Origin of the sequence: Gilliamella sp. HK2, from assembly GCF_001690265.1 — a bacterium.
Taxonomy (GTDB): domain Bacteria; phylum Pseudomonadota; class Gammaproteobacteria; order Enterobacterales; family Orbaceae; genus Gilliamella; species Gilliamella apicola_C.
Window position 1 is genome coordinate 23,282 of record NZ_LZGV01000072.1, and the last position, 26,107, is coordinate 49,388.

Genomic DNA, 26,107 nt, shown 5'->3' on the forward strand with positions numbered 1-26,107 from the left:
TGTTTAGTAGAAAAAGGAAAAAGGGATGAATAAATTATTAGCCATATTGGGCGATGATACGACAACTGGTGGTAAAGTGATTTCTGCATCAAATAGTGGTTTTTCTCAAGGTCAAAGTATCGCATGCTTAGGCGATTACGCAAGTTGTCCTAAATGTACAAAAGGATATGGTTCCATTATTGAAGGAACATATGATTGTATTGTAGATGGTAAACCGGCTGCCTATGATGGTTGCATTGTCGCTTGTGGATGCCCAATAGGAAATAATCGAATTATCGCCACTAAAAGCTTTGCTTATGTGAATATTGCAAGCTCTTCATCAGCAAAAAGCGCAAGTTTTAAAATACCTACCTCTCCAGAAACCTCATTACCTATCTTTCAAAATCTGATGTATACGCAAAGTGACTCATCACTTGAAATGAGTGACGACACATCAAAAATTCGATTGGACGCCAAACGCTTAATGGACTGCGCCCACGAAGTATGCGAAAAACACCTTTATTACAGCGAAATAAAACAAGCTTTTATTGATGATGTAGATCACTTTGCTATGAATATCGTTGATAAAGTAGAAAATGGTGAGATGAGTTATGAGGAGGGTTCGAAAAAAATAGAGGATGAAGAAAAAAGTTTTTGGGAACAAAGTGCTATATGGGTTAAAAACGGTTTATCTATTTTCGGTGGTGTGGGAATGATTACAGGTGGGTTTGCACTTTGTGCTGTTGGTTTTCCTGCATGTATCATTGGAGCTTTAATGGTAGGACATGGTGTCAATGGAATATATGAAGGAACTGCTGGCATTGTTAATGGTGTTATGAACGAAATTGATGACGGCAATAGAAGTATGGACGTTGATGGACCTTTAAGAAGTGGGTATCAATATGCAGCCAAGGCTTTAGGTTTTGATCCTTCAATTGGCGATATAGCTTATGATAGTTTAGATTTAACGATGTCAGTAGGAAATCTCTTTAAATTAGTGCCGAAAAAATTTAATAAATTGAGTGATCCGACATTTAAACTCTTTAGGTATGGTCGCAATGATTTAGAAAGTGCTTATAAACAAATGAATAAAAAATTATTAGCTCTGGAAGCAATAATTGATATAAATGCTTTATATGATTTATCTAAAAAATCAATAAACGCTTTTATACTTAATAAAGATAGCAAACAAGTAAGTATGGTTGTTAAAGAGCCTGAAACAATTATTAATGCTGGACAAATTGTTGAGAACTGTTCATTGATAATCACAATAGGTAATGACGATGCACCCGATTATTATAGCTGTGAAAGCAGTGATGGTTCAACATATCGAAAAGATAGAGAGGGTAATATTATAAAATAAGGTCGATGTGCATGAGTATTTTAGTCTGTATAAGTTATTATTTTTTATCTATCGTTGGATTCTTTATTCGGTATTATTTTTCGGGATATATTGCAACGGACTATGCTAATAATAAAACGTTAAATCGTAAACGACGTTGGGCTATTTTGTTTTATTTTTTTATTATTTTATTTAGCCAGTTAATGATGAGGGAGCTTGGAGAAGGTATTTTCTCTCATGTTATTTTTTTCTGGTTGGCTGGTTTTATTTATCTTTTTTCTGTTTTTTCTGGCGGTTTTCTCGTCTGTCCTCCTCGCTATAAAAAAAAGAAAAAATGGAAATAATAAAATTATGGTTATATTAGTTTATTGTTTATTTCCATTCATAATTAGCATTTATCATATTAATGACACGTCAACACATGATAGAAAATAATAAAAACTATATTGTTTATTTTGAAACATTGATGTAACTGAAACAAAATCAGATGGATATATGATCCAGTTAGATAATAATCTCTAATTCAACAAAACAGGTATTTTGAATAGAGAATAGAGAATAGAGGAAAGAGTTGCGACAAGGCTAGGTATAAGCATCATTATACTGAAATAACCTAAATAATTTTTTCACACAACCTTTTAATATTTATTATTATTTTAATTAACATAGTAAGTTACTTTATAGTTACAAGCTGTAAATATTAGACTAGCACTAATTAATCATCAATTTGATATAATAAAATTTGCTGATGATAGAAAACAATCATTAATACTTGGCGAATTGTTCATTGATAATCACAATAGGTAATGATAATGCACCCGATTATTATAGCTGTGAAAGCCGTGATGGTTCAACATATCGAAAAGATAGAGATGGTAATATTATAAAATAAGGTCGATGTGCATGAGTATTTTAGTCTGTATAAGTTATTATTTTTTATCTATCGTTGGATTCTTTATTCGGTACTATTTTTCGGGATATATTGCAACGGACTATGCTAATGATAAAACGTTAAATCGTAAACGACGTTGGGCTATTTTGTTTTATTGTTTTATGGCTTTATTTAGCAGGTTTATGATTGATAAGCCTGGAGAAGGTATTTTTTCTCATATTATTTTTTTATGGTGGGATCTTTTAATTCTTATTTTTTATATTTATTTCATCGATTTTCTTGTTCGACCGAAACGCTATAAAAAAAGGAAAAAATGGAAATAACAAAATTATGGTTATATTAGTTTATTGTTTATTTCTATTCATAATTAGCATTTATCATCTTAATGACACGTCAAAACATGATAGAAAATAATAAAAGCTATATTGTTTGATTTGAATAAACAGAATAAGCAAAATAAATGTAAGAAAACGAATTAATGTTAAATAGATAAAATTATTTTTTATCTATTGTTCATATTGAAATATTGATGTAACTAAAACAAAAACAGATGGATATATAATCCAGTTAGATAATATCTCTAATTCAACAAAACAGGTATGACCCTTGCTAAAAAATGGACAAATGTCACTTCTATGATATAACTTACAATCACAAGAGAACACATTATGGCACTAAAAATTTAGTGCAGAATGCAAACAACAAGCGGTCGATTATGCTTTATCTAATACCCATCTTTCATTAGCTGAAATCACAAGCCAGTTAGAAATAGGCAAATCAACACTGAATAAATGGGGTAGGCAGCTTAGCCCTAACAAAACCAGTAAACGTGAACTAACTAGTGAGTAGTAAAAAATTATTACGCTAGAATAGGAAAACAAAGCACTAAAAAAGACCAATTAAATTCTAAAAAGTCGCATGTGTATTTCATCAACAACCCAAGTTGGTGAAGTACCAATATATGAAGCAATATTTATTATCGTATCGGGTATCGCCAGTTAGTCGTCAGTTGAACGTGAGGGTATCAGATTATTATGCTTGGCTAAAATGCGAGCTTAAATTAATGGGAGTTGTTTGATAATATCAAAGCGCTTTATTGGCAGCATAAAGCCCGTTTAGGTGCAACAAGCTTAGTACATGATATCAGCGTCAACGGCTATGATATATCAGAAAGAAAGGTTAGCTAGGTATGATAAAAATTAGTCAGAAAAGCCATTGATTTTATTGAAGTTTTTATTTTATAAAATGATGAAAAATAATAACATGACTCCTTTTGTTACAAGCCTATTTCATGATTGCTGTCCAATGCATTAAATCGTTGATTGTACCTTTAGATAATGATTAATTTGCTCGAAAAGTAATTGGACAGCAAACAAGTTCGCATATTGATAGGCATTTAGTTTGTAACACACTTAAAATGTCTTATTTTGTCGTCAATTTCTTAAAGGGATATTACTACCTAGTGCTTGATAAAGCCAATATTGCCGTGTGAATTTTAAGCGGTTAGTGTTACAACATAGGTTGAGATAAAGTATGAGCTGAGCTGGCAATTGTTGGGATAATGCTGTTGCTGAAAGTTTTTTCCATACGTTTAAAAAATAACATGATTCATGATGTGGATGACAAAATACGAGGTAAGCCAATAAAGCACTATTTGAATATATTGAGATCTACTACATTCAAGTTTGCCGACATTCAGCTCATGGTTGGATATCGCCTAAGCAATATAAAAAGCCGTATTACTTTAATAACGCCTCTATAGAGGCAAGTATTGTCTAAGATTTTGGTGAGGATCAAATTTCGTTTTCTTTTGATTATCTGTTTAACGAAGCGGTTCTGGTAGGCGGCGTGTCAGGGGACGCAATTTTTCTCTGTCATCCCATAAACCAGGGAATACTTCAAACTTCAGATCATCACGGTTAATACCTGTATCAAAATAGCGACAGAGGCGGTCTCGTAAATCTACATCACCCCACATATTAGTCAGTTCATATTGTTCAATAAGCTTTCTATCTTGTGAAAGCGTTAAATCTTCTTTGATAATTGGTGCTCTAGTTGTACTTAAAATGCCATTAGCATCAGGAACAAGATCTATTAATTTTCCTCCTAAAAAATGAAAATTAAATCTATCACCTTTGTAATGATCTCCATCCAAAATAGTATAGGCATCAATCCAATATCTTTCATTAGGCTTTGAACTGGGTATTACTGTAGTGGATTTTATTTTCCCTTGAATTAACGACTTATTAATCACATTCCCAACAAAAACGCTGAACAAGGGTTCTATTTTATTTAAATCTAAATTCTGCCATGCACCATCTGAATTGAATATATCATAAAAGCGCATTTCAGGGCTGGTTAGCATCTGTCCAATTGTGTATAAATTATCACGTAATTGGATATTGACTAGATCATTTTTCTTCCAAACAACACGTTTAGCCATAATTAGCATCGACCTCTTTTTTTAGGAACAGGCTTTCGATCCCGCTAATAGGTTGGCGCATCATCGTATAGCAGAATTTCCCAGTATCTTTGATGGCAATAGCTTCAATTCTGTTGGTGCAATCATCACAGTAATTGGTCTATCCCTGTTTGTTGTGTTTTTTGCCTACTAGCAGATCGAGGGAAAATGATTAATTCATTAATCGTAAACACCAATCTCTTCCGCTTTGGCAATTAACTCATCTTGCAATGAACCTTGTATTTCATCTCCATCATACTCAAGCATGAAATCACCACTAATATTAGGAGGAAAACATGAACCATCGATGGTGCCAAAAATCGTAGACATTGTATCTATCATTACTATACGCAGAAAATTAAAAATCTTTTCTTGGTCTTTATCTGATAGCTTTGTGATAATACTTCTTGCTCTTGCATAAGGATCATTATCGTTTGTGGATTTACTCGGATCACTTAAATGAATTTTATAATATTCAAGTGTATCATCCAAAAGCATAGATAAAAGTGAGGTAACTACTAATTCATCTTTTCCTATTTTATTCATTTAACAACCTCCTTTTCCATTAGGTTTTACTGTATTCATTTCTGGATATATTTCTTTATTTTTGGCGATTAATTTCTGAAAAGCACTATTGGGTATTTGTGGGTAAACTCTTTTTAGCTAACGTATATCTCTAACTAATAGTGCAAATAATACCGAAATTTGCCCAATTTGACGAGACCCAAATTTAGACATTAATATCCCGGATATAGGCATCATAAATAATGCGCCAAGACCAAAAGTAAGAATAAAATAACCAATTACTTCGTCCGTGACATTAAAACGTGGTGCAAATTATGCAATTTGAATCGCCCAAGCGCCAGTTATAAATCCATTGTAAAATAATACAGTAACAGCACATCTTGCTTTTGATTCTATTTTTATTTCCTTTATCAATTCTCTATAAAAACTTCATGATCGCGATCCAACGAGATACTGTAATCGCCATTATCTTGTTTATTTACTTTAACTTCCAAAAAATTAGCTATTGCAGTTTTAGCACCATGCTTGATAAGTATTGTTTCTCCGATACCTACGCAATATGCACCGGCTTCAACAGCAGAGGTAACGCCACTAATTGAGTCCTCAAATACCAGTGTTTTATTGGGAGGTAGCATTAAACGTTTCGCACCTAAAATATACGGATCAGGGAATGGTTTACCACGAGACACATCATCACGCTCTACAATCACGGAAATACAGTCTTTAATCTGAAGCATATCCATGATCCTGTCAATTTTTTCTCGCCAGCCACTCGTCACTATTCCTACTCTTATTTTTGCAGCGGACAAAGCTAATATTAACTGCACAACGCCGGGAATAGGATCATAGTCAGCAGTATTTTCAGCATGAATAATATAGGCCTGTACTTTTTTTTGGTCATCTACTGGAAGGTGGCCAAAAAGCGCTTTTATTGTGTGCGGTCCTGGTTGGCCGTGAATATGATTTACAATATCACTATCAGTAACTTTGACTCCGTATAAAGCGCCGGCTTCAATCCAGGCTCTTTCAATAACAGTATTGGAGTCGATAAGTACACCATCCATATCAAATAAAACACCGGAAATTTTTTCTATTGCATTACTCATAATTTTTTATCCTTTTGAGTTTAAAATAGATGCAGCAACAACTATTTGCCCTAATGAAATTCCACCATCATTAGTTGGTACTAATTTATGGCTGTATGGTTTTAAATCAATTTTTTCTAAATGATCTAATGTTCATTTTTAGCTCCATTAACTGCGTTCCAGCAAATCATCTTGCTTCTCTAGAAGAGCTAAAATTTCAGAAGATGAAGCTACTGTCGCGCAATAATTTGCTAGCCATTCTAAAGCACGATTGGTATCATCTATGGAAGGAGCAAAAACGCCATCACTTGGAACCCATACATTGTACCCTCTAAAATAAGCATCAGCTGCCGTTGTTTGAACACAAACATGAGTTTGCAAGCGCCTGTAACAATCACTGAATTAACACCAAGTTTTTTTAGAATACCATCAAGGTCATTGTTGTAAAAACCAGTATCTCGTCCTTTTACTACAACAATATCTGAAGGATGACTTATTGTCTTCAATATCTGATTTTCTGGTCTTCCGGCTAAAGCTGGAAGACCACCTTCTCGATTTTTATATCTTTTTTGCACTGCTGGATCATTGGGATCATTAATCAACTGTAAATGTATAACTTGATGATTTAGATTCCTGATACCGTTTAAAAATTCATTAAATTTAGTAAGTTTTTCTTCCAGTTCTTCAGGTGATTTTGATATTTTGTAGGTAAATTCATATTGCAAATCATTAGTTAACATAGCTACTTTGGGCATGACGTCTATCTCCATGTAAAATTGAACTTTCTTAAATATAAGCATTTGAGGAAGTTGTGTATAATGAAAAAAAAATCAGTCATTGATAAACATTTGGAATGGATATGAATATCGACATCCGACTGCTTAAAGCATTTATAACACTGGCTGAAACTAAAAGTTACCGCCTCGCAGCTGAAGCTTTGTTTATAACTCAACCTGCATTGACAAAACAAATTCAAGCTTTAGAAAGAATTATTGAAATGAAACTTTTTATTAGAGGTCGTAATGGAGCAAAATTAACATATATTGGAGAAAAAATATTTCTCGAAGCGCAAATACTTTTAAAGTATTACAATCATTTTTTGATCACAGCCAGTAATATTAAGAAGAATGCACATAACTATATATTAATTGGATTTGGTATTTCTTCATTCCAAAATGTACCTAAGTGGATTCATGCCTTTTCGGATAAATATCCTGAATATGAAGTTATTACCAGACAAATTCCATCTAGTACTCAAATTAAGATGTTGACGCAAGGTGAATTGGATATTGCCTTTGTTCGAATGCCGGTACACGATTCTCTAAATTCAATAATTCTATCTAAGGAACGGATCGTTCTTGCTGTGCCGGATGACGTTGAAGTTAATGCCTCTAATCTTAATTATGTAATTGAAACACACTCTTTATTGCACATAAAGCCAAACTTAGCACCTTGTTTGGCTGAACAAACTAAAATGATGCTTGACCATATGAATATATTTTCAAATCCCGTATCAGCCACCAGTGACCTTTCATCTCTTTTAGCGTTAATTGCAGGTAAAAATGGGGTTGCCTTTGTTCCGGCAAGTGTCCGTCATTTTTTACCGAAAGGCGTTAAACTCATTATCCCTGAATTTGAACAACCAGGGTGGGATATTGCTATGGTATGGAACCCAAAGATTCGTAATGAAAAAAGAGATCTGTTTTTAGAAATGGTTAAAACAATTGTAACTACCCCCTAAAATAGTGCAGCAAAAAAGTAGAAAATTCTCTATGATAAAAGTAAAAGGGGGGGAATTATGTTGGGGTTTTGGTTTCTTTATCCTTGTTTTTTTGATAATCATTCAGTTAAATAAAAAAGGGTAATTCCGTTTTCTTTTGATTATCTGCTTAACGAAGTGGTTCTGGTAGGCGGCGTGTCAGGGGACGCAATTTTTCTCTGTCATCCCATAAATCAGGGAATACTTCAAATTTCAGATCATCACGGTTAATACCTGTATCAAAATAGCGACAGAGGCGGTCTCGTAAATCTACATCACCCCACATATTAGTCAGCTCATATTGTTCAATAAGCTTTCTATCTTGTGGAAGCGTTAAATCTTCTTTGATAATTGGTGCTCTAGTTGTACTTAAAATGCCATCGGCATCAGGAACAAGGTCTATTAGTTTTCCTCCTAAAAAATGAAAATTAAATCTATCACCTTTGTAGTGCCCATAATCTAAAATTGTATAGGGTTTAATCCAATATCTTTCGTTAGGCTTTGAGCTGGGTATTACTGTAGTGGATTTTATTTTCCCTTGAATTAACGACTTATTAATCACATTCCCAACAAAAACGCTGAACAAGGGTTCTATTTTATTTAAATCTAAATTCTGCCATGCACCATCTGAATTGAAAATATCATAAAAGCGCATTTCAGGGCTGGTTAGCATCTGTCCAATTGTGTATAAATTATCACGTAATTGGATATTGACTAGATCATTTTTCTTCCAAACAACACGTTTAGCCATAATTAGCATCGACCTCTTTTTTTAGGAACACGCTTTCGATCCTGCTAATAGGTTGGCGCATCATTGTATAGCAGGATTTCTCAGTATCTTTGATGGCAATCGTTTCAATTCTGTTTGGTGCAATCATCACGGTAATCGGTCTATCTCTGTTTGTTGTGTTTTTTTGTCTACCGTAGGTTGGGGTGTCGTAAAAAAAATTTTTACTTTTAATGATTAATTCATTAATCATAGACACCAATCTCTTCTGCTTTGGCAATTAACTCATCTTGCAATGAACCTTGTATTTCATCTCCATCATACTCAAGAATGAAATCACCACTAATATTAGGAGGAAAACGTGAACCATCTATGGTGCCAAAAATTGTTGACATTGTATCTATCATTACTATACGCAGAAAATTAAAAATCTTTTCTTGGTCTTTATCTGATAGCTTTGCGATAATACTCCTTGCTCTTGCATAAGGATCATCGCTGTTTATAGGTTCACTTGAATTACTTAAATTATTTTTATAATATTCAAGTCGTTCATTTAAGAGCTCATCTAAAATTGAGTTGACGATTAATTCATCTTTTCCTATTTTATTCATTTAACAACCTCTTTTTCCATTAGGTTTTAGTTTTCACATTTCTGGAAACATTTCTTTATTTTTGGCGATTAATTTCTGAAAAGCATTATTGGGTATTTGTGGGTAACCCTTTCTTAGTTCACGTATACCTCTAGCTAATAATTCTCTAGCATGACTAAATGGTTTTTCTGTTCTAGAGTTAATTTTACTACGTGCAACAATTTCAACTTCATCTGTAAGGAACTTATGTCCAACTTTGGGAACTAAAATAGCAGGGATAATACCCTTTTACAAGATTTTGCCTAATCGCTTTTTGCCTTACATGGTGAGCATTCAGTCCTAAATGATCGGCTCAAGTCAAAGCATTAGGCGCATACTGGACAGATTAAACCCACCAGCAGCTCAATCGGGTCTGGCTGAGTAAATCTTCCTGTATCTGGATGATAGTACCTGAAAGTATTGTAATGTAAACTGGTTACTTGTTTAAATTATAACCTTGATAGTATGAATTATATTGTATCGATACCTGTACTATTTTTGTATCATTATTCTTCATAACTAATAGCTAATTTTCTACAATATAAGTAGCAAAATAGGTAGCAAAGAAATAAAAGCGATGAAAATTTAGATTTACGATCTTTTCTACATTGATTAATTACTCTAATAATGAGAAAACATGATGAAATTCTTCGTTTTTTATCAAATCCTGTATTGTTTTATTTATTACTTTGTCATTTAAACTCTCAACAATAATCATATCTGATGCCCAAAAATATAAGCCATTACAACACTCTTTTGTCTCTTTATACTTATTCAAAATAGAAATTATATTTTCGATAGTGAAAAATGTTGCAGCATACCGCTTTCCATTGTCTAAAAAAACTTCAACATCAACATTATCATTGACCTGATTAAGATCCCGATCATAGTTTAAAATTTTAATATTCATAATACTTAAGTTCCTTTACCAAATACTTTTAAAACTTCATTGATAACTATTTGCTCATTAGCCTTATTAGATTTACTAATATTTCAATTATACTATCATTTATTTCTCTGAAATAAACACGTGCCCATATCGAACTCTAGTTTCAGAAAATCCATGACCTATGGGTTTTGGTGCGACAGTCTGATTTTTTTATTCTTTAAAAGAAGTTTTTTTGTTAAATGAACGATACTTGATTGATGCGATTTTCCTATAATCTCAGCTTTTTAAAAAAGTTTATTACTTTCTTTTATTCACGAATGAATTTTGAAACAACTCAATTTCCACGGATCAACTCAATCCAATAGGCGCATACTGATAAAGATTAATACTGCCAGCTAAACCTACCAGATTCGGCTGAGTAAATCTATCTATATCCGGATCATAGTACCTGAAAGTATTGTAATGCAGTGTAAATACCCCAAACTTAGCACACAACTCGCGTAGAAAATTAGGCAGCCTGTTTTAACGTTTTATATTAGATCGGTGTCATATTATTTAATGCCTCATGCGATTGAAACTATTCCCTAAAAAACTATTCCCTAAAGTAGTACTGTTTGGCTACCACTGATTTACCACACTCTGACACACCATTAATACAAAGACGTGTTTACTTTTTTAGCTAGAGTAAATTCTTTATTTCTATTATGGGTAACCTGTACAAGTTAATACTCTTTTACAATTTAAAAAAGTTTTTTTGTGATCTGGATCGGGTTTTAATTTTTAACTAGAAAGTTGTTTATTGGTTAAACGTTATTTTAATAAATTGATTTCGATCACAAAAATAAATTTCTTTGTTTGATTTTATTTTCGAAAGTAATTAATCTTTCATTATAGTTTTGTTTTCGAAAGTTAAACTGAAAACTTAGTGGATAAAACAATAATGGAGATCAAATATGAATAAATGTCAGCTTCTTTTCGAAGACAACCTTACATTTGATAATCAATTAGCAGCATTAACTTATATTAGTGAGCAATTACAACAAAAGAATCTTGTTAAACAAAGTCACTTAAAAGCATTACTTGAAAGGGAAGCGTTATTTCCAACAGGGATAGCTTTTGATAATTATGCTGTTGCCATCCCTCATTGTGAAGCAGAGCATGCTAACTCTCCAGCTATTTTTATTCTTCGTACCCAGCTACCAGTTGAATTTAACCGGGCTGATGATGATAGTACCGTTGATGTGTCATTGATTATTTCACTTGTTGTCACTTCGCCAAAAGATCAAATTGAACTATTAAAAGCACTTTTCTCAAATTTACAAAATAAAGAATTTTATCAATTTTTATTAAACGCTCCACAAAATGAAATAGTGGTTCGTTTTAATAACGTGATATTTAATCAATAAGTTTGGAGGCATTATGAAAAAGAAGATTATTGTTGCATGTGGTGGTGCTGTTGCAACATCAACTTTGGCGGCAGAAGAGATAAAAGAATTATGTAACGAAAATAACATTCAACTAGATCTTATTCAATGCCGTATTAATGAAATTAATACCTTTATCGATGATGTTGATTTGATTTGTACTACGGCCAAAATGGATCAAGATTTTGGTGATATTCCAATTGTGCACGGTATGCCTTTTGTCTCTGGTGTAGGTATTGATCAACTAAAAGAAAAAATATTACTTATTTTAAAGGGGTAAATCTATGTTTACTGAAATTATGCAGTATATTTTGGATCTTGGTCCATCGGTAATGTTACCCATTGTAATAATTCTTTTTTCTTTGGTATTAAGAATGAAAGTGGGTGATGCCTTAAAAGCGGGTATTCATATAGGTATTGGTTTTGTTGGTATCGGCTTAGTTGTCGGATTGCTAACTAGCTCGGTTGGGCCAGCCGCTAAAGCGATGGCTGAACGATTTGATATTAGTTTAAATGTTATTGATGTAGGATGGCCAGGTGCAGCGCCAATGACTTGGGCATCACAAATCGCTTTAGTTGCCATTCCTATCGCAATTGCAGTAAATATTGTTATGTTAATTTTAAAATTAACTCGAGTCGTTAATGTGGACATTTGGAATATATGGCACATGACATTTTCTGGTGCACTTGTTTATATTGCTACAGGCTCTTATTGGCTTGGTATTCTTGGCGTTATCGTTCATGCCATTATTGCTTATAAACTTGGTGATTGGTTTGCTAAAGATACCAAAGATTTTTTTGAACTTGATGGTATTGCAGTCCCTCATGGCACATCGGCTTATTGTGGTCCAATTGCGGTTTTTGTTGACGCATTCATTGAAAAGATTCCAGGCGTTAATAAGATTAATTTTAATGCGGTGGATATACAAAAACGGTTTGGTGCATTTGGTGAGCCAGTGACAGTAGGCTTATTTATGGGAATTATTTTAGGATTACTAGCAGGATATGGCGTAAAAGAAATATTGCAGTTAGCTATTCAAACTGCGGCGGTAATGTTATTAATGCCTCGAGTGATTAAACCTATTATGGATGGTTTAACGCCAATATCTAAACAAGCCCGTAAACATTTACAATCAAAATTTGGTGGGCAAGATTTTTTAATTGGTTTGGATCCCGCACTGCTATTAGGCCACTCAACCGTAGTATCGGCTAGCTTAATTTTTATTCCTTTAAGTATTTTCATTGCCATTATTTTGCCGGGTAACGAAGTTTTACCATTTGGTGATTTGGCAACAATTGGATTTTTTATCGCGATGGGAGTTGCTGTTCATCAAGGTAATTTATTTAGAATTATTGTGTCAGGCTCAATCATTATTGCTATCACACTCTGGATTTCCACACAAATGATTCCATTGACAACTCAACTAGCCATTAATGCTGGCACTGTTACTGCAGATAATGGGGTTTCGGTCGCCGCAATGGATCAAGGTGGCTCGCCGATTACTTACATTATGGTTCAGTTGGTTAATTTGAAACAACCTATTGGGCTAGCAGTTATTGGAATATTTTATTTATTTTGCTTATTTTTGACATGGAAACGTGCAAAAAACAAATTATTGTCCAAAGTTCAATAAATAGCTTAAACAGATAAATTCAAATAAAAATTATCAAGATAAGTAAAATGATTTCACTAAAAAGCTAGTAAAAGCTACACCTCAATATAATTTTATTGCCAATAAAGGAAAATAATATGAAAGCGGTTGTTGTTAATGAAGAGGGAGCCTTATTAATACAAAATATTGAAATCCCCAAAATAACGTCTTCAGAACAAATTTTAGTAAAAGTTGCTTATTGTGGCTTATGTGGTTCAGATATTCCACGAATATTTCATCATGGCGCTCATTTTTATCCAATTACGCTTGGGCATGAATTCAGTGGCACAATTGTAGAAATAGGAAGTGGTGTAACCGAGTTTGAAGTTGGTGATTTAATCTCTTGCGTGCCATTATTACCCTGTTTTAAATGTGATGAATGCCAAAAGCATTACTACTCACTTTGTAAAAATTATACTTTTGTTGGCTCAAGGATAACAGGCGGTTTTGCTGAATATGTTGTATTAGATAAGAAAAACGCATTCAAATTACCGAAAGGAATCAGTCTGCTTGAGGGCGCTTTTTTTGAACCAATGACGGTTGGAATGCATGCATTATTATTGGCAAAGGGATGCCAAGGAAAAAATGTCGTGATTGTTGGCGGCGGAACCATAGGGCTACTTGCTATGCAATGTGCAAAAGCAATGGGCGCGAAATCAATAGCCGTGTTAGATATCAATGATGAACGGCTCAATCTTGCAAAACAATTAGGTGCAGATGCTATTTATAATTCTAAAGACCTTACTACCGAAGAAATTCATCAGGCTTTATCTGCATCTCGCTTTGATCAAATTGTATTAGAAACAGCTGGTTCCCCGATTACGGTCAGATTGGCTATTGAAATTGCAGGCCCAAGAGCAAAGGTTGGTTTGATTGGTACACTTCATAATGATATTACTCTTTCAGAAAAAACATTTGGGCTTATTTTACGGAAAGAATTACAAATGTTAGGTAGTTGGATGAATTATTCTGCTCCATGGCCAGGGAAAGAATGGGAGCTAGTTAGCCAGTATTTTATAGATGGAAAAATCAAACTTAATGAACTTATTGCGAGTGTTGGTGATTTTGAGTCATTTATTAGACAAATTAGCGCTTTAAATGGACGTTCTATGAATGGCAAAATTTTATTAAATTGCATTTAGTTATTTGATTTAGTCAGTTATTAAAAATGAAAACTTATTTTTTGATTTTGTTTGTTATACACTGCTAAAAAATTTTCGAAAAAGGAAATATTATGAATGCAAGTGAAAGACGTCAACAAATAGTAGAGCTCCTTAATATAAAAGGAACTGTGTTAGTTTGTGATTTATCAGAACAATTTAATGTTTCAGAAGTAACAACTAGAACTGATCTTAGATTGTTAGAAAAACAAGGAGAACTAACACGCTTTCATGGTGGTGCAACCAAAATCATTAATAACAGTGATACAAGATCATTTAAAGAGCTGCAATTAGAAGAACGTTATCAGCGGTTTATAGAAGCTAAAAAGCGTATTGCAATTGAAGCGGTTAAATATGTTAAAGAGGGTGATACCATTATTTTAGATAGTGGTAGTACCACCATGTTGATAGCTGAAGAGCTTGTGAAATTGAAGCATATTACGGTTATTACCAATAGTCTTACCTCAGCATTTATCTTATCCGACAATAGTGACATTATGTTATTTATGTGTGGTGGTACGCTTAGGCACAAGACTCGTTCTTTTCATGGAAAAATTGCTGAGCAATCGTTGGATGGCATTTCTGCTGATATTTTATTTGTTGGTGCGGATGGAATTGATGCAAAAAGAGGAATAACAACCTTTAATGAAGGTTACACTATTAGTAGTATTATGGCTTATGCGGCCAAAAATGTGGTTGCTGTTTTGGATTCATCAAAATTTGGGCGCAATGGTATAAACGTGGTGTTACCACTTAGCCAACTTAATACAATCATTACGGACAATGAGGTTGACGATAGCTGTAAGCATGAATTTGAGGCAAAGGGTATTAGTTTTATAGCGGTTTAATATTTGTGTTTACAATAGTGTACTTTCTTTAAAATATACTTAACCTATCATAAAACCAAAGACGATTGCTTATTTAGGTTTGATAAAAGAAACGCGTGATTTTTTTCTTTTTAGTAAAGTCGGTTTAATGATTTCGGGTATTTAAGTTTGTTATTTCTCCCAACGTTATTAATGCGTAGGTGAGAATATGATATTAACAATTACGATGAACCCTTCAGTGGATATATCGTACCCATTAAATAAATTGGTTATTAATGATATTAATCGAGTTGCAGAGGTAAAAAAAACCGCAGGAGGGAAAGGACTTAACGTTACTCGTGGCATAAAATATTCAGGAATTCCTGTTCTTGCATCAGGTATTCTTGGTGGAACAACAGGGGAATATATTCAAAAGCAATTAGATAACGATAATATTAATTATAACTTTTATGTTACCCAACACGAGTCAAGAAACTGTATTGCAATTTTACATGAAGGATATCAAACGGAAATCTTAGAATCAGGGCCGGTATTAGATAACCACGATGTCGATATTTTTTTGAGACACTATCAAAAATTACTAAGTCAATCGACGGTTATCACGATTTCAGGGTCATTACCACAAGGTTTTCCCGTCGATTTTTATACCCAATTAACTGAAAAAGCGAATAAGCATCAAATTCCTGTTTTGCTTGATTGCTCAGGTAAGACGTTAATTGCTGTATTGAAATCAAAAGATAAACCTTACTTAATTAAACCAAATAAAGATGAGCTAAAACAAATTATTCAAATGGATATTGATGAAAATGATACAAGCTCATTAATAAAAGCCCTGCACCATCCATTACTTAATGACATTCCTTTTGTTATTTTGTCACTAGGCCAAAACGGCGCTTTTGCTCGCTGCCACAATCAATATTACCAAGTTTCAATTCCTAAAATAACTGTGGTTAACCCAGTTGGATCTGGTGATGTCACATTAGCCGGACTTGCTGCCAGTATTCATGAAAATGAAACTGTAGAGGTTATGCTTAAACGTGCAATGACGATGGGAATGCTAAATACAATGGAACCGCAAACCGGCTTTGTCAATATGGCTAACTATGACCATTATTACCGTCAAGTTAATGTTATACATATCATTGAAAAATAAATAGATTATTTAAGGAGTAAATTATGTATCTTATTTCAAGTCAAGAAATGTTAAAAAAGGCTCAACGTGAATGTTATGCAGTACCTGCATTTAATATACACAATCTTGAAACAATTCAAGTTGTAATTGACACAGCTAAAGAGATGCAATCACCGGTGATACTTGCTGCAACACCTGGAACTTATAGTTATGCAGGAATAAACTATTTAATTAGCATTTGTAAAACGGCGGCAAGCATTAATCATTTTCCTTTTGCTTTACATTTAGATCATCATGAAGATATCAATGATATTCAAACCAAAATAGAGGCGGGAATTCGATCTATTATGATTGATGCCTCTCATTATCCATTTGAAGAAAATATTGATATTGTTAGCAAAATGGTTGCTTTTAGCCACAAATACAATGCGAGTGTTGAAGCAGAATTGGGTCGATTAGGCGGGCAAGAAGACGATCTTATTGTTGATGCTAAAGACAGTGCTTTTACTGATCCCGATGCGGCCAAAGAGTATGTTGAGAGAACAAAGATTGATTCTTTAGCGGTCGCCATTGGTTCTGCTCATGGCTTATATAAAGGAGAACCTAAACTGGATTTTGATCGTTTAGCAAAAATTCGTGATAAAGTCGATATTCCATTGGTTTTACATGGCGCTTCTGGCATACCTGAGCAGATGGTGAAACAGTCAATTTCATTAGGAATTTGTAAAGTTAATGTAGCAACAGAATTAAAAATTGCTTTTTCAGATGCTTTAAAACAAGATTTTAAACAACATCCTGATGCCAATGATCCAAGGCATTACATGCAACCAGCAAAAACCGCAATGAAAAAAATTGTCGCAGATAAAATCCGCATTTGTGGTAGCGAAGGCAAATTATAGTATGAAATCTAAAATAATTATTTTTTGATTTAGGTAGCCTTTTTATAAATTCATAACCAGTAGTTGATACTGCTGGTTAAAATTTATCAACCAATAATAATTTATAAAAAAACTTAAAAAATAATATAGAAATTGATAAAGGTAATATTCTTATGTGTTGATTATATTCATAATAAGCAATAAAGACGTGCTTATTATGAATAGTACTAATTAATTAGTGATATTACTCATCACGTGTTTAAATGTTGAAAAAGAGCAGAACCCCATTGCATTCGTTGGGCAATTTGTCATAGTCAACGTGACTTTTTGTGGTGGATTATTACGATTTAATGGTGATAAATCACGAATTTGTTTAGTTGATTGATAAAAATACTCAATTTTCATCAATTTCTCACCACTGCGATTATCACGCCATTTTTGGAATACAATTTTACCGCCAATCGGCGTTGTTTCAAATTGGTTCGGTAAGTGATAAGGCTGGATTTGCATCGCTGAAAATAACGAAGCAACGTTTGAATCATGTCCGACTAAAAGAGTAAATTTGGTTGTTTCTTTATTATCATTATCAGAAAAAGCCGAATTAATATAATTAACTAAATTTGCCGCAACATGTTTTGCAATAACTGGCGAACCGAATAGCACGGTATTATAGCTTTCTTTAATGGTCACAAGTTGTTTAAATTGTTGTTCGTCTTTTATTTTACCCCAAGCAACGTTGTTTAACGGTGCTCCTTCATAATATTGTAAAATAAAGGCATCGGCAATTGATGTACCTACACGCAGTGGACCAGTGATACCTGGTTCTTTACCTTTTTCTATTATCAATTCTGTTGGTGAGGAAAAAAAATCACATTGTTTATCAGTAATGCAATTTTTTGATTTTTGGTAATCAATTATATTTGCCATATCTTGATATATGCTTTTTAGATTTTTGTTTAAACCAGTAATACCATTTATATCCGCGTTCTTATTAATTGAAGTAATAGCAGCTTGTTTAAATTCAATGCTATCATCTTTAATTACAGGAAAAAACAATGGATCCATTTTACCTAATTCTTCTTTATGTATGATTGGCAAAATACAACCAGGAAAGGCACCAACGGTAAAATATTGTCCTGTAGCAATAGTTCTTTGTAGGCTATTAGTATAAATATAGACATCTTTTTCGCTAGGACAGCTGTCAGCAGGTAGCAGTTTATTATCAGTTAACCATTCACTAAAATAATGACCAAAATAGTTTTCTAATATGCCGCCACGGATTGTTAAATAACTGGCAGGGGTATCCCATTGTGGCCATTGATTGGGGGTGATTTTACCAAGAGTACTCGTTGGGCTGGCTAACGGAGCACGTAAACCATGGCGACTAAAAACAACCACTTGTTCTAAAGTGTAGTCATCATGATTATCTATTGCATACGTTGGAAATGATAAAATACATGCAAAACTTAACATTGCATTTAATATTGTTTTTTTCATATGAGTTCCTTTTATGTTCCTTATTGCATTACTTATTACATCATTTAGTAAGTAATTTTTAAAAATTTATTTTATGCCATTTTACTTAATATGACACAAAATCATTATCTATCTGATAAATATTGTTCCTTGAATTTTTTTGATTTGTAAACGACATTTCCATTAACAATGGTAGCAATTAAATCATTCTCGTTATCAAGTAATACCAAGTTAGCGCGTTTATTTGGGGTAACACTGCCTAACTCGTGATCCATTCCTAATGCTTTGGCTGGGTAATAGCTACCATGCAACCAAGCCGATTCAAAACAAATATTAGTAAACTTAGCTAAGTTATGCACAGCGCGATCTAACGTTAAAACACTACCTGATAAACCACCGGCTTCGGTTTGCACTACATTATCATGCTTATTTACTAATAATTTTCCTAAATGGTAATCACCATTAGGCATTCCTGTTGCTCGCATTGCGTCAGTGATAAGCAATAGATTTTCACCACAACAATGGTGGGCGATAGCAACCGCGGCGGGATGAACATGATATCCATCTACGATTATTTCTGTTTGGCAATTATTCATGGACAAAGCAGCCCCAACAACACCCGGTTGGCGATGATTTAATCCAGACATACCGTTATAACAATGAACTACACCACTAGCCCCTGCTAAGAGTGCCAATTTAGTTGTTTGATAGTCTGCATTAGTATGCCCAAGCATAACACGAACTTTTTGGGCGCATAGCCATTTTATTATTGATAGTGACTCAGGATATTCAGGCGATAAAGCAATGCTTTTTAAGGTTCCTTCTGATAGTTTTAACCATTTTTTTATTAATGTGAGTTCGGGGTTGTGTAATAACTCCTCTGGATGAGCTCCTTTGTGGATCGCTGTAAAAAAGGGACCTTCTAAATATGAGCCTAATAAGGTTGCGCCATCTACTCCTTGTTTTATACTGTTTTTAACTTGTATTAATGCGGCTTCAATTTTTTCATGGCTTTCAGTTACGGTTGTTGCTAAAAAAGCACCAACACCATGTTTAGCTAAAAAACAGCTCATTGTATTTAATGAGTTGTGCGTCGCATCCATGGTATCTGCTCCCATGACCCCATGGATATGGGTATCAATGAGCGCAGGCAATACTTTAATATCGGTTGAGCACGGCTTATCACTTACATTAATATCACTAATTTTATCACCTTCAATGCGGATGACCGTATTTTCTAGCCAGCCTGTTGAAGTTAATAGTCGTTTGGCATAAATTGTTTTATATCCCATCGGCAAACTCCTTATTGATAGATGACTTTTTTTGCTGTTCATACCATAGACTACTGATACTATTTTTAGCGTTTTTGATGGTTTCTAAACGCAAAGTTTGTATATCTAATACATCTCGTTGTAATAAAATTTCAAGTAAAAGTGGCATATTAATGCCACTAATTACTTCAATATGCTTAAATTGAAAACTTAGCATTGCAGAGACTTTAAACGGTGTACCTCCAACGATATCCGTCAAAAAAATAACACCGTCACCTTTATTACACTGTTCTAATGATGTGGCTAATTGTTGTTCAAATGATTCACTACTCATACCATCAGGAAAATCAATCGCATCAAATTGTGCTTGTGTTCCCACAATTTGGGTTGCCGCTTGGTAAAGGCCAGTAGCAAAGCTACCGTGGCCTGTTAAAATTACTCCGACCATTATGTTTCCTCTATAAAAAGTCTACTAATTTGCCCAAAACGCCAATTACAACGGTTAAACCAATTAATTTAACTGGGGAAAAATTACGTCGCATGAAGAAATAAACAATGAGCGTAAATCCTAGTGGTAATAAGTTAGGCATTAATTTATCAAAAACATCAGCTTGTAAAGCGATGTGCGTTTGACCTATATGGATTTCTAGTGGCGTTGTTAAATGTACATACGAGGCAATTAGCGCGCCAATGACAGTCATTCCGACAATGGATGCTGCATGTGAAATCCGCTTTGTATGGGTTTTTAATAAAGGTAATGCGCTGGTACCTGCACGATAACCGTAATGAGCCAGTCCAAAACGTAAACCGAAGTGGGCAATATTAAATAATAATAAAAAGATAATAGGACCAAACAAACTGCCATCTAGAGCTAATGATGCGCCAATACCTGCGCATATTGGTAATAAAGTTAACCAAAATAATGCATCACCAATGCCGCCTAATGGCCCCATTAAAGCAACCTTAACACTTCGGATCGTTGAAATATTTTCCTTCCCTCTTTCCATCGCTAACACTAAGCCGGATAAAAAGGTCGCATCAAAAGGGTGTAGGTTGATGAATTCCATATGCATGTGCATAGAGTTTTTCAAATCATCCTTATTTTTATGAATCTTACATAAGGCTGGTAAAATAGTAAAAAGCCAACCGCCAGCTTGCATTCGTTCATAGTTAAATGAAGCCTGTAGTGCAAGTGATCGAAATGCCATACGATTAATATCACTTTTAGTTAAAGTGACATCTTGACTTTGGTCATAATAAGTATCGGCTGTTGTTTTACTGGTGGCTAATGCTTGTTCCATTCGTTTTTCAGCTTTTGCTGCCATTTTAGTTTCATCATCATCATTAAATCCCATCTTCCACCTCCATTGAATCCACTGAACTTGTTGGTTTATCTTTGTCGCTGTTATCTCGGTTATAATTAAAGAAATCAATCATCGCGATAGCTAATGCGCCCAATGCAATTGCTAAAATTGGGAGTTTAAGGTAAGTAACACCAAGAAAACCAAGAATAAAATAAGCAACATAAGTTTTCTTAATCATGATTTTCATTAACATGGCAAAGCCAATAGCAGGCATCATACCACCAGCAACACTAAGTCCATCAAGCAACCATTGAGGTGATTTTTTTACTAGCGCCGTTGCTGTATCTGCCCCCAAATAAATAGGTAAAAATGCAACAATAAAATAAAAACAAAATAAAATAACCATACCCAAATAGTTAATCCATTCAATACCTCTGAAATTGAGCTGATCAATAAAACGATCGCACTTATGCATCATAGGTGAATAGATCGTAAATAAAATAGTGATACAGCCTTGTACTGCGATGGCAAAAGGCACAGCAATACCAATAGCAATTTTAGGATCAGCGTGAGTTAAAATAGCAAATGTTGTGCCAATTATTCCTCCAATAACTACATTTGGCGGTTGAGCACCGGCTAAAGGCACCATTCCCATCCATACAAGTTCTAGTGAACCACCAACAAACAACCCTGTTTTTACATCACCTAAAATTAGCCCAACTAAAGGGCCAATTACCACCGGCCGGTGCAGGTGAGTGAGTCCATCAAATAGATCTACACCAGCTATACCTGCCAGAATGCCAATCAATAATGCATCCATTAACATACCGCATCCCTCATTAAGATAAATTGAGTAAATCTGTGATTTTTTCGCCGACTTCGTCAGGTACGCGACGAATTTCACAAGTGACACCTAATTGATTAAGCTCTTTAAACGCCGCAATATCACTGTCATCAACGGATACGGTTTTATGTATTTGCTTTTTACCTTCTGAAAAATGCATATTGCCTACATTGACAAATTTAATTGGTACACCACCTTTTACTAAAGTTAAAACATCTTGTGGAGTTTTACATACAATAAAAATTTTTTGGTGAGTAGCGGCTCTGCCAATAACATCAATGGTTTTTTGAAGGGTAAAATAACGCGTTTGAATTCCTTCAGAAATAACCATATCCATTAAATTTTGTTGTACAGGATCTTGTGCTGCATTGTCATTGGCGACTAATAATAAATTAGATCCAAGTGCATTAACCCAAGTTACGCCAACTTGACCATGGACTAAACGATTATCAATACGTGTCATAAGAATATTGGGTGTACTCATATTCATTGCTCCTTTTTGAGTTTATTAATTTTGAATAACTATCTATTTAAACTTTATTAAAAGGGTAAATAGTCACACCTTTTACCACTCTATTGACTTCTCCTGTTGGACAAGGGTTATCTGGAGTTAATCCACAGCTTAATGATTTCTCAAAAGCAAGCATTTGGGCAAAAATAAGGTAAGGGAAGATAAGCCAGCAATCATCAAGATCGCAGTCAACTGATAATATATTTTGATTATTACATTCTTGACCACTTAACGCTAATACATCGGTGGCAATATGATCATTTGCAAGCTCATTAAATAGATCGGTGTCGTACTTATGTATATACGTATCATTAGAGAAAAAGCAAACAACTAAACTTTGCTTATCTACCATAAATTTAGGTCCGTGACGTAATCCTAATATTGAATCAAATCGACTGGCTATTTTACCTGCGGTGAGTTCTAAGATCTTTAATGCTGATTCTTGAGCGATACCAGTAAAACAACCGCTGCCAACGTAAACAACACGGCGATGTGATTTTGTGGCTAATTGCTTGGTAAGTGTTTGCCAATTTGTTAATTTTTCTTCACTAATATTTGCAATTTTGGTTACCGCATCATGGGCTTTTTTCTCATCAAAATTGCCGAAAATTAATAACGTTGCTAGCATCATACTGCTAATACTTGATGTCATGGCAAAACCTAAATCATTTGTCCCTTCAGGCATAATTAATTCAAAAATACGGCTTTTATTATTGGCTTTAGAGGCATACTCGGTTAACGTGCTATTTGGGTTGCAGGTCAAAAATAGATGATAACAATCGGGAACTAATTGATCGGCAAGTTTAACCGCCGCAACGCTTTCAGGACTATTCCCTGAACGAGCGAACGATACCACCAAGGTTTTTTTATTTGTCCGAAAATATTGTAGCGGTGTTGCCACAATTTCAGTTGTGCCATAGGCAAAAACATTGCGATGAATACATTCTCGAAGCCAAGGGGCAAGAGCCACACCACCAAAAGCCGATGATCCTGCTCCTGTCAAAATGATGTCTAAATCAGGATCATTAAGTAATGGTTGTAGAAATTGTTGTAATTCAACTTGTTTTTGCGTAACTAATTTAAGCACTTCACGCCAAATCTGTGGTTGTTGATAAATTTCTTTAGCCGTATGTTGTGCATTACGTTGTTCTAACCAGTCTAATGAATAATTTAAATATTTTTGCATAATATATTCCCTTTTTATTAAATAATTGTATTGTTAAGACAATAATCATTTATGAATGAGCAATAATGACGTTAATACCTAATTCATCTAATTGATTTAAATAATCTTGTTTTATATTTGAATCAGTGATTAATGTATTAATAAGATTAATTTTTTCTATCATACAGAAACTTTTACGACCAAATTTTGTAGAATCGGTGATAGCAATAATCTGCTCAGATACTTGGCACATTATTCGATTAATTGAGGCTTCGCCAAAATTGGGAGTGGTGATCCCTGCGTTTAGATCAAAACCATCTACACCTAAAAAGAGCTTATCAAAGTGATACATCTTCAATTGTTGTTCAACGGTTGGCCCTGAAATGGAATACGCTTTTTTTCTAATATTCCCGCCAGCAACAATGACCTCAATTTCGGTATTCTTTGATAATTCATAAGCTATGTTAATGGCATTTGTAAATACAATAAGATTTTTCTTTTGGAGCAAATATGGAACCATGGACGCGGTAGTCGATCCTGAATCAAGAATAATATGATCGCCGTTATTGACCAGCTTAGCGGCTTTTTGGGCAATTTTATTTTTTATGTCTGAATTAATACGACTTTTATCAAGTAGTGGTTTATCAAGGGCAAAAGCTTTATTGATCATTGCCCCACCATATGAACGAAACGCGCATCCTTTTTTTTCTAAGTATCGCAAATCATTACGGATGGTGACGGTTGAAACTTTGAACAATTTACTCAAATTATTTACTAATACGGTATTTTCTTTCTCAAGCAAATGTATGATCTTTTCTCTGCGTTGTAATGTATTGATTATTTCTTGGCTCATGATAGACCATTCTTTTTATTACGTTATTTTATGAAATTTAATCATAAGGAATAGAATGAAAATGTTAGGTGGGTCACAAAAATAATTTAATAAAAAAAAGTAAAAAACCCTTTTTATTTGAAGCGAAACGAAAGGAAAGTGGAATATCGCTTATAGTATGAAATGAGTAACAATCCGGTTAATTACGTAATTATCAGAGAATTCATAATTAAAAAAAGAAAAGCCTGGAAAAAATTAAAAAAAATTAAATTTCATTTAGTGGTGTGATTAAGATCACAAATTTCATAATTTGAGACCCTATCCTACATTTTGTGTTTTTGCCGGTTAAAGATGATAGGGAATTCTGTCACCAAATTCTATAATAAACCGACTCATTGCACTTTTCTAGTTTTGGGTTGGCATTGTCCATTTTTCTGATGCTTGTTCGAATCACCTTTTTCACCGAATCATCCGTCGGAAAAACCTTGCGCTTCTTGATAGCATGGCGAATGACGCTGTTCAGTGATTCTATTGTATTGGTGGTATAAATTGCCTTACCAATATCTTTCGGATAGGCAAAAAAGGTGGCTAGATTATCCCAATGGCAGCGCCATGATTGAACCTAGCCCAAAAAATAGCCAAATACCACCCCTATAATATAACTAACAATCATAGGAGAACACATTATGATCAAAAAATTTAGCACAGAGTTCAAAAAACAGTTGGTTGATTATGCATTATCTAATGCGCATCTTTATCAGAAATCGCTAACTTTTCCGCCATTTATAGAAAGTTGAATTACTCATGCCATATTTACGGATAATACCTCACGCTTAAAGGACATATTACACTTTCTACTTTCCCTTGGCTGTTTGAATGAGCTTACTATTTATATAAGGATTTTATATAAACATTATTCCTCCTATTTATTGGCGCAAAAATACAATCATTTTTGTAAAAAATATTCAGGAATCTATACCGTTTCAGCATGAAATCATTTTAAATTTAATGGGTTAATAAATTAGTTTTCACAAAGCATCGAATGGCTTAAATCCCTTATTTAGCTAAAACGTTAAACGGTTATCACTTACTGGTTTAACTAATATAACCCATTAATATTCAGCACTATTTATTTAACAATTGAAAAAAAAGATTAAATTTTACACTAAAACAGTGTATGCTTTTTGGCTGAATTGTCTGTTTTTTGCACTCAGTCATACTGAGTATACGATTAAATAATAACTAAAATAAAAATAAACGGAATAAATTATGAGGAATAATAGGAGAGCAAAACATGTCGAATGAACTTAATCGCCTTTTGGATCAACTCGGTGGCGAGTTTA

The 26,107-nt window shown here is 33.9% G+C and carries 28 protein-coding genes and 3 pseudogenes; 11 read left to right on the forward strand and 20 right to left on the reverse strand.

The window, feature by feature from the left end; genetic code table 11:
• Positions 1-25: 25 nt before the first annotated feature.
• The 3 genes from A9G45_RS06575 (at position 26) to A9G45_RS06585 (ending at position 2,536) form a co-directional block, all read left to right on the forward strand.
• Positions 26-1,342, forward strand: coding sequence for a DUF4225 domain-containing protein (locus A9G45_RS06575; protein ID WP_065566491.1), 1,317 nt, complete (start codon positions 26-28; stop codon positions 1,340-1,342).
• Between the two features lie 11 nt (positions 1,343-1,353).
• On the forward strand, positions 1,354-1,665 hold the full coding sequence (locus A9G45_RS06580) for a hypothetical protein (protein ID WP_065566492.1): 312 nt from the start codon (positions 1,354-1,356) through the stop codon (positions 1,663-1,665).
• A 559-nt stretch (positions 1,666-2,224) separates the two neighbouring features.
• On the forward strand, positions 2,225-2,536 hold the full coding sequence (locus A9G45_RS06585) for a hypothetical protein (protein ID WP_065566317.1): 312 nt from the start codon (positions 2,225-2,227) through the stop codon (positions 2,534-2,536).
• Positions 2,537-4,035: 1,499 nt separating this feature from the next.
• On the opposite strand, the gene A9G45_RS06590 is transcribed toward A9G45_RS06585, so the two are convergent.
• From A9G45_RS06590 to A9G45_RS06605, 5 genes are all read right to left on the reverse strand, one after another.
• Positions 4,036-4,656, reverse strand: coding sequence for a hypothetical protein (locus A9G45_RS06590; protein WP_065566324.1), 621 nt, complete (start codon positions 4,654-4,656; stop codon positions 4,036-4,038).
• A 198-nt stretch (positions 4,657-4,854) separates the two neighbouring features.
• On the reverse strand, positions 4,855-5,220 hold the full coding sequence (locus tag A9G45_RS06595; RefSeq protein WP_065566318.1) for a hypothetical protein: 366 nt from the start codon (positions 5,218-5,220) through the stop codon (positions 4,855-4,857).
• A gap of 389 nt (positions 5,221-5,609) precedes the next feature.
• On the reverse strand, positions 5,610-6,305 hold the full coding sequence (locus A9G45_RS06600; protein WP_065566319.1) for an HAD family hydrolase: 696 nt from the start codon (positions 6,303-6,305) through the stop codon (positions 5,610-5,612).
• Between the two features lie 147 nt (positions 6,306-6,452).
• Positions 6,453-6,665, reverse strand: a complete 213-nt coding sequence (locus tag A9G45_RS14970; RefSeq protein WP_218057053.1) for an isochorismatase family protein — start codon at positions 6,663-6,665, stop codon at positions 6,453-6,455.
• On the reverse strand, positions 6,566-7,039 hold the full coding sequence (locus A9G45_RS06605) for an isochorismatase family protein (protein WP_218057054.1): 474 nt from the start codon (positions 7,037-7,039) through the stop codon (positions 6,566-6,568). The genes A9G45_RS14970 and A9G45_RS06605 overlap by 100 nt, the downstream gene beginning before the upstream one ends.
• A 104-nt stretch (positions 7,040-7,143) precedes the next feature.
• Between A9G45_RS06605 and A9G45_RS06610 the strand changes: the two genes are divergently transcribed.
• On the forward strand, positions 7,144-8,025 hold the full coding sequence (locus tag A9G45_RS06610; RefSeq protein ID WP_065566320.1) for a LysR family transcriptional regulator: 882 nt from the start codon (positions 7,144-7,146) through the stop codon (positions 8,023-8,025).
• Between the two features lie 148 nt (positions 8,026-8,173).
• On the opposite strand, the gene A9G45_RS06615 is transcribed toward A9G45_RS06610, so the two are convergent.
• From A9G45_RS06615 to A9G45_RS14980, 6 genes and pseudogenes are all read right to left on the reverse strand, one after another.
• Positions 8,174-8,794, reverse strand: a complete 621-nt coding sequence (locus A9G45_RS06615; RefSeq protein WP_065566325.1) for a hypothetical protein — start codon at positions 8,792-8,794, stop codon at positions 8,174-8,176.
• Entirely contained in the window at positions 8,787-9,023 is a 237-nt protein-coding gene (locus A9G45_RS06620; RefSeq protein ID WP_065566321.1) for a hypothetical protein, read from the reverse strand. Before A9G45_RS06620 ends, A9G45_RS06615 begins: the two co-directional genes overlap by 8 nt.
• On the reverse strand, positions 9,016-9,381 hold the full coding sequence (locus tag A9G45_RS06625; RefSeq protein ID WP_065566322.1) for a hypothetical protein: 366 nt from the start codon (positions 9,379-9,381) through the stop codon (positions 9,016-9,018). Before A9G45_RS06625 ends, A9G45_RS06620 begins: the two co-directional genes overlap by 8 nt.
• Before the next feature lie 344 nt (positions 9,382-9,725).
• A pseudogene (locus tag A9G45_RS14975) lies at positions 9,726-9,803 on the reverse strand (hypothetical protein); the annotation flags it as partial.
• A 212-nt stretch (positions 9,804-10,015) separates the two neighbouring features.
• On the reverse strand, positions 10,016-10,309 hold the full coding sequence (locus A9G45_RS06630; RefSeq protein ID WP_065566323.1) for a hypothetical protein: 294 nt from the start codon (positions 10,307-10,309) through the stop codon (positions 10,016-10,018).
• A 342-nt stretch (positions 10,310-10,651) separates the two neighbouring features.
• Positions 10,652-10,756 (reverse strand): annotated as a pseudogene (locus A9G45_RS14980) (RHS repeat-associated core domain-containing protein); the annotation flags it as partial.
• Between the two features lie 485 nt (positions 10,757-11,241).
• Between A9G45_RS14980 and gatA the strand changes: the two are divergent.
• The 7 genes from gatA (at position 11,242) to A9G45_RS06665 (ending at position 17,382) form a co-directional block, all read left to right on the forward strand.
• Positions 11,242-11,694, forward strand: coding sequence for a PTS galactitol transporter subunit IIA (gene gatA, locus A9G45_RS06635; protein WP_065567837.1), 453 nt, complete (start codon positions 11,242-11,244; stop codon positions 11,692-11,694).
• Positions 11,695-11,707: 13 nt separating this feature from the next.
• Positions 11,708-11,992 (forward strand): PTS galactitol transporter subunit IIB, encoded by a 285-nt coding sequence (gene gatB / locus A9G45_RS06640; protein ID WP_065567836.1) that lies wholly within the window; start codon positions 11,708-11,710, stop codon positions 11,990-11,992.
• Positions 11,993-11,996: 4 nt separating this feature from the next.
• Positions 11,997-13,346, forward strand: a complete 1,350-nt coding sequence (locus A9G45_RS06645) for a PTS galactitol transporter subunit IIC (protein WP_065567835.1) — start codon at positions 11,997-11,999, stop codon at positions 13,344-13,346.
• A gap of 116 nt (positions 13,347-13,462) precedes the next feature.
• A complete protein-coding gene (locus A9G45_RS06650) occupies positions 13,463-14,506 on the forward strand; it encodes an alcohol dehydrogenase catalytic domain-containing protein (RefSeq protein WP_065567834.1) in 1,044 nt (347 codons plus the stop codon).
• A gap of 92 nt (positions 14,507-14,598) precedes the next feature.
• A complete protein-coding gene (locus tag A9G45_RS06655; RefSeq protein WP_065567833.1) occupies positions 14,599-15,372 on the forward strand; it encodes a DeoR/GlpR family DNA-binding transcription regulator in 774 nt (257 codons plus the stop codon).
• Between the two features lie 187 nt (positions 15,373-15,559).
• Positions 15,560-16,504 carry a tagatose-6-phosphate kinase gene (gene lacC, locus A9G45_RS06660; protein ID WP_065567832.1) on the forward strand — a complete coding sequence of 315 codons (945 nt, stop codon included), beginning with the start codon at positions 15,560-15,562 and terminating at the stop codon, positions 16,502-16,504.
• Between the two features lie 23 nt (positions 16,505-16,527).
• Positions 16,528-17,382, forward strand: coding sequence for a tagatose bisphosphate family class II aldolase (locus A9G45_RS06665; protein ID WP_065567831.1), 855 nt, complete (start codon positions 16,528-16,530; stop codon positions 17,380-17,382).
• A gap of 210 nt (positions 17,383-17,592) precedes the next feature.
• Here A9G45_RS06665 and agp read toward each other — a convergent pair whose 3' ends face one another.
• The 9 genes and pseudogenes from agp to A9G45_RS13805 form a co-directional block, all read right to left on the reverse strand.
• Positions 17,593-18,858, reverse strand: a complete 1,266-nt coding sequence (agp, locus tag A9G45_RS06670; RefSeq protein ID WP_081297847.1) for a bifunctional glucose-1-phosphatase/inositol phosphatase — start codon at positions 18,856-18,858, stop codon at positions 17,593-17,595.
• A gap of 104 nt (positions 18,859-18,962) precedes the next feature.
• Entirely contained in the window at positions 18,963-20,129 is a 1,167-nt protein-coding gene (gene nagA, locus A9G45_RS06675; protein ID WP_065567830.1) for an N-acetylglucosamine-6-phosphate deacetylase, read from the reverse strand.
• On the reverse strand, positions 20,119-20,556 hold the full coding sequence (agaF, locus tag A9G45_RS06680; protein ID WP_065567829.1) for a PTS galactosamine/N-acetylgalactosamine transporter subunit IIA: 438 nt from the start codon (positions 20,554-20,556) through the stop codon (positions 20,119-20,121). Before agaF ends, nagA begins: the two co-directional genes overlap by 11 nt.
• A gap of 10 nt (positions 20,557-20,566) precedes the next feature.
• Complete coding sequence (locus A9G45_RS06685) at positions 20,567-21,463, reverse strand: PTS system mannose/fructose/sorbose family transporter subunit IID (RefSeq protein WP_065567828.1); 897 nt, start codon at positions 21,461-21,463, stop codon at positions 20,567-20,569.
• A complete protein-coding gene (gene agaW / locus A9G45_RS06690; RefSeq protein ID WP_065567827.1) occupies positions 21,453-22,238 on the reverse strand; it encodes a PTS N-acetylgalactosamine transporter subunit IIC in 786 nt (261 codons plus the stop codon). Before agaW ends, A9G45_RS06685 begins: the two co-directional genes overlap by 11 nt.
• A 13-nt stretch (positions 22,239-22,251) precedes the next feature.
• Positions 22,252-22,740 carry a PTS N-acetylgalactosamine transporter subunit IIB gene (agaV, locus tag A9G45_RS06695; protein WP_065567826.1) on the reverse strand — a complete coding sequence of 163 codons (489 nt, stop codon included), beginning with the start codon at positions 22,738-22,740 and terminating at the stop codon, positions 22,252-22,254.
• A gap of 46 nt (positions 22,741-22,786) precedes the next feature.
• Positions 22,787-23,953: an SIS domain-containing protein gene (locus tag A9G45_RS06700; protein WP_065567825.1), complete on the reverse strand. Its 1,167-nt coding sequence runs from the start codon at positions 23,951-23,953 to the stop codon at positions 22,787-22,789.
• Positions 23,954-24,002: 49 nt separating this feature from the next.
• Entirely contained in the window at positions 24,003-24,785 is a 783-nt protein-coding gene (gene agaR, locus A9G45_RS06705) for a transcriptional repressor AgaR (protein WP_065567824.1), read from the reverse strand.
• Between the two features lie 384 nt (positions 24,786-25,169).
• Positions 25,170-25,383, reverse strand: a pseudogene (locus tag A9G45_RS13805) (transposase); the annotation flags it as partial.
• Positions 25,384-26,107: the final 724 nt, after the last annotated feature.

Coding starts and splice junctions, on each gene's coding strand:
- A9G45_RS06575 (WP_065566491.1), top strand. CDS start 26: ATGAATAAATTATTAGCCATATTGGGCGATGATACGACAACTGGTGGT.
- A9G45_RS06580 (WP_065566492.1), top strand. CDS start 1,354: ATGAGTATTTTAGTCTGTATAAGTTATTATTTTTTATCTATCGTTGGA.
- A9G45_RS06585 (WP_065566317.1), top strand. CDS start 2,225: ATGAGTATTTTAGTCTGTATAAGTTATTATTTTTTATCTATCGTTGGA.
- A9G45_RS06590 (WP_065566324.1), bottom strand. CDS start 4,656: ATGGCTAAACGTGTTGTTTGGAAGAAAAATGATCTAGTCAATATCCAA.
- A9G45_RS06595 (WP_065566318.1), bottom strand. CDS start 5,220: ATGAATAAAATAGGAAAAGATGAATTAGTAGTTACCTCACTTTTATCT.
- A9G45_RS06600 (WP_065566319.1), bottom strand. CDS start 6,305: ATGAGTAATGCAATAGAAAAAATTTCCGGTGTTTTATTTGATATGGAT.
- A9G45_RS06605 (WP_218057054.1), bottom strand. CDS start 7,039: ATGCCCAAAGTAGCTATGTTAACTAATGATTTGCAATATGAATTTACC.
- A9G45_RS06610 (WP_065566320.1), top strand. CDS start 7,144: ATGAATATCGACATCCGACTGCTTAAAGCATTTATAACACTGGCTGAA.
- A9G45_RS06615 (WP_065566325.1), bottom strand. CDS start 8,794: ATGGCTAAACGTGTTGTTTGGAAGAAAAATGATCTAGTCAATATCCAA.
- A9G45_RS06620 (WP_065566321.1), bottom strand. CDS start 9,023: ATGATTAATGAATTAATCATTAAAAGTAAAAATTTTTTTTACGACACC.
- A9G45_RS06625 (WP_065566322.1), bottom strand. CDS start 9,381: ATGAATAAAATAGGAAAAGATGAATTAATCGTCAACTCAATTTTAGAT.
- A9G45_RS06630 (WP_065566323.1), bottom strand. CDS start 10,309: ATGAATATTAAAATTTTAAACTATGATCGGGATCTTAATCAGGTCAAT.
- gatA (WP_065567837.1), top strand. CDS start 11,242: ATGAATAAATGTCAGCTTCTTTTCGAAGACAACCTTACATTTGATAAT.
- gatB (WP_065567836.1), top strand. CDS start 11,708: ATGAAAAAGAAGATTATTGTTGCATGTGGTGGTGCTGTTGCAACATCA.
- A9G45_RS06645 (WP_065567835.1), top strand. CDS start 11,997: ATGTTTACTGAAATTATGCAGTATATTTTGGATCTTGGTCCATCGGTA.
- A9G45_RS06650 (WP_065567834.1), top strand. CDS start 13,463: ATGAAAGCGGTTGTTGTTAATGAAGAGGGAGCCTTATTAATACAAAAT.
- A9G45_RS06655 (WP_065567833.1), top strand. CDS start 14,599: ATGAATGCAAGTGAAAGACGTCAACAAATAGTAGAGCTCCTTAATATA.
- lacC (WP_065567832.1), top strand. CDS start 15,560: ATGATATTAACAATTACGATGAACCCTTCAGTGGATATATCGTACCCA.
- A9G45_RS06665 (WP_065567831.1), top strand. CDS start 16,528: ATGTATCTTATTTCAAGTCAAGAAATGTTAAAAAAGGCTCAACGTGAA.
- agp (WP_081297847.1), bottom strand. CDS start 18,858: ATGAAAAAAACAATATTAAATGCAATGTTAAGTTTTGCATGTATTTTA.
- nagA (WP_065567830.1), bottom strand. CDS start 20,129: ATGGGATATAAAACAATTTATGCCAAACGACTATTAACTTCAACAGGC.
- agaF (WP_065567829.1), bottom strand. CDS start 20,556: ATGGTCGGAGTAATTTTAACAGGCCACGGTAGCTTTGCTACTGGCCTT.
- A9G45_RS06685 (WP_065567828.1), bottom strand. CDS start 21,463: ATGGGATTTAATGATGATGATGAAACTAAAATGGCAGCAAAAGCTGAA.
- agaW (WP_065567827.1), bottom strand. CDS start 22,238: ATGTTAATGGATGCATTATTGATTGGCATTCTGGCAGGTATAGCTGGT.
- agaV (WP_065567826.1), bottom strand. CDS start 22,740: ATGAGTACACCCAATATTCTTATGACACGTATTGATAATCGTTTAGTC.
- A9G45_RS06700 (WP_065567825.1), bottom strand. CDS start 23,953: ATGCAAAAATATTTAAATTATTCATTAGACTGGTTAGAACAACGTAAT.
- agaR (WP_065567824.1), bottom strand. CDS start 24,785: ATGAGCCAAGAAATAATCAATACATTACAACGCAGAGAAAAGATCATA.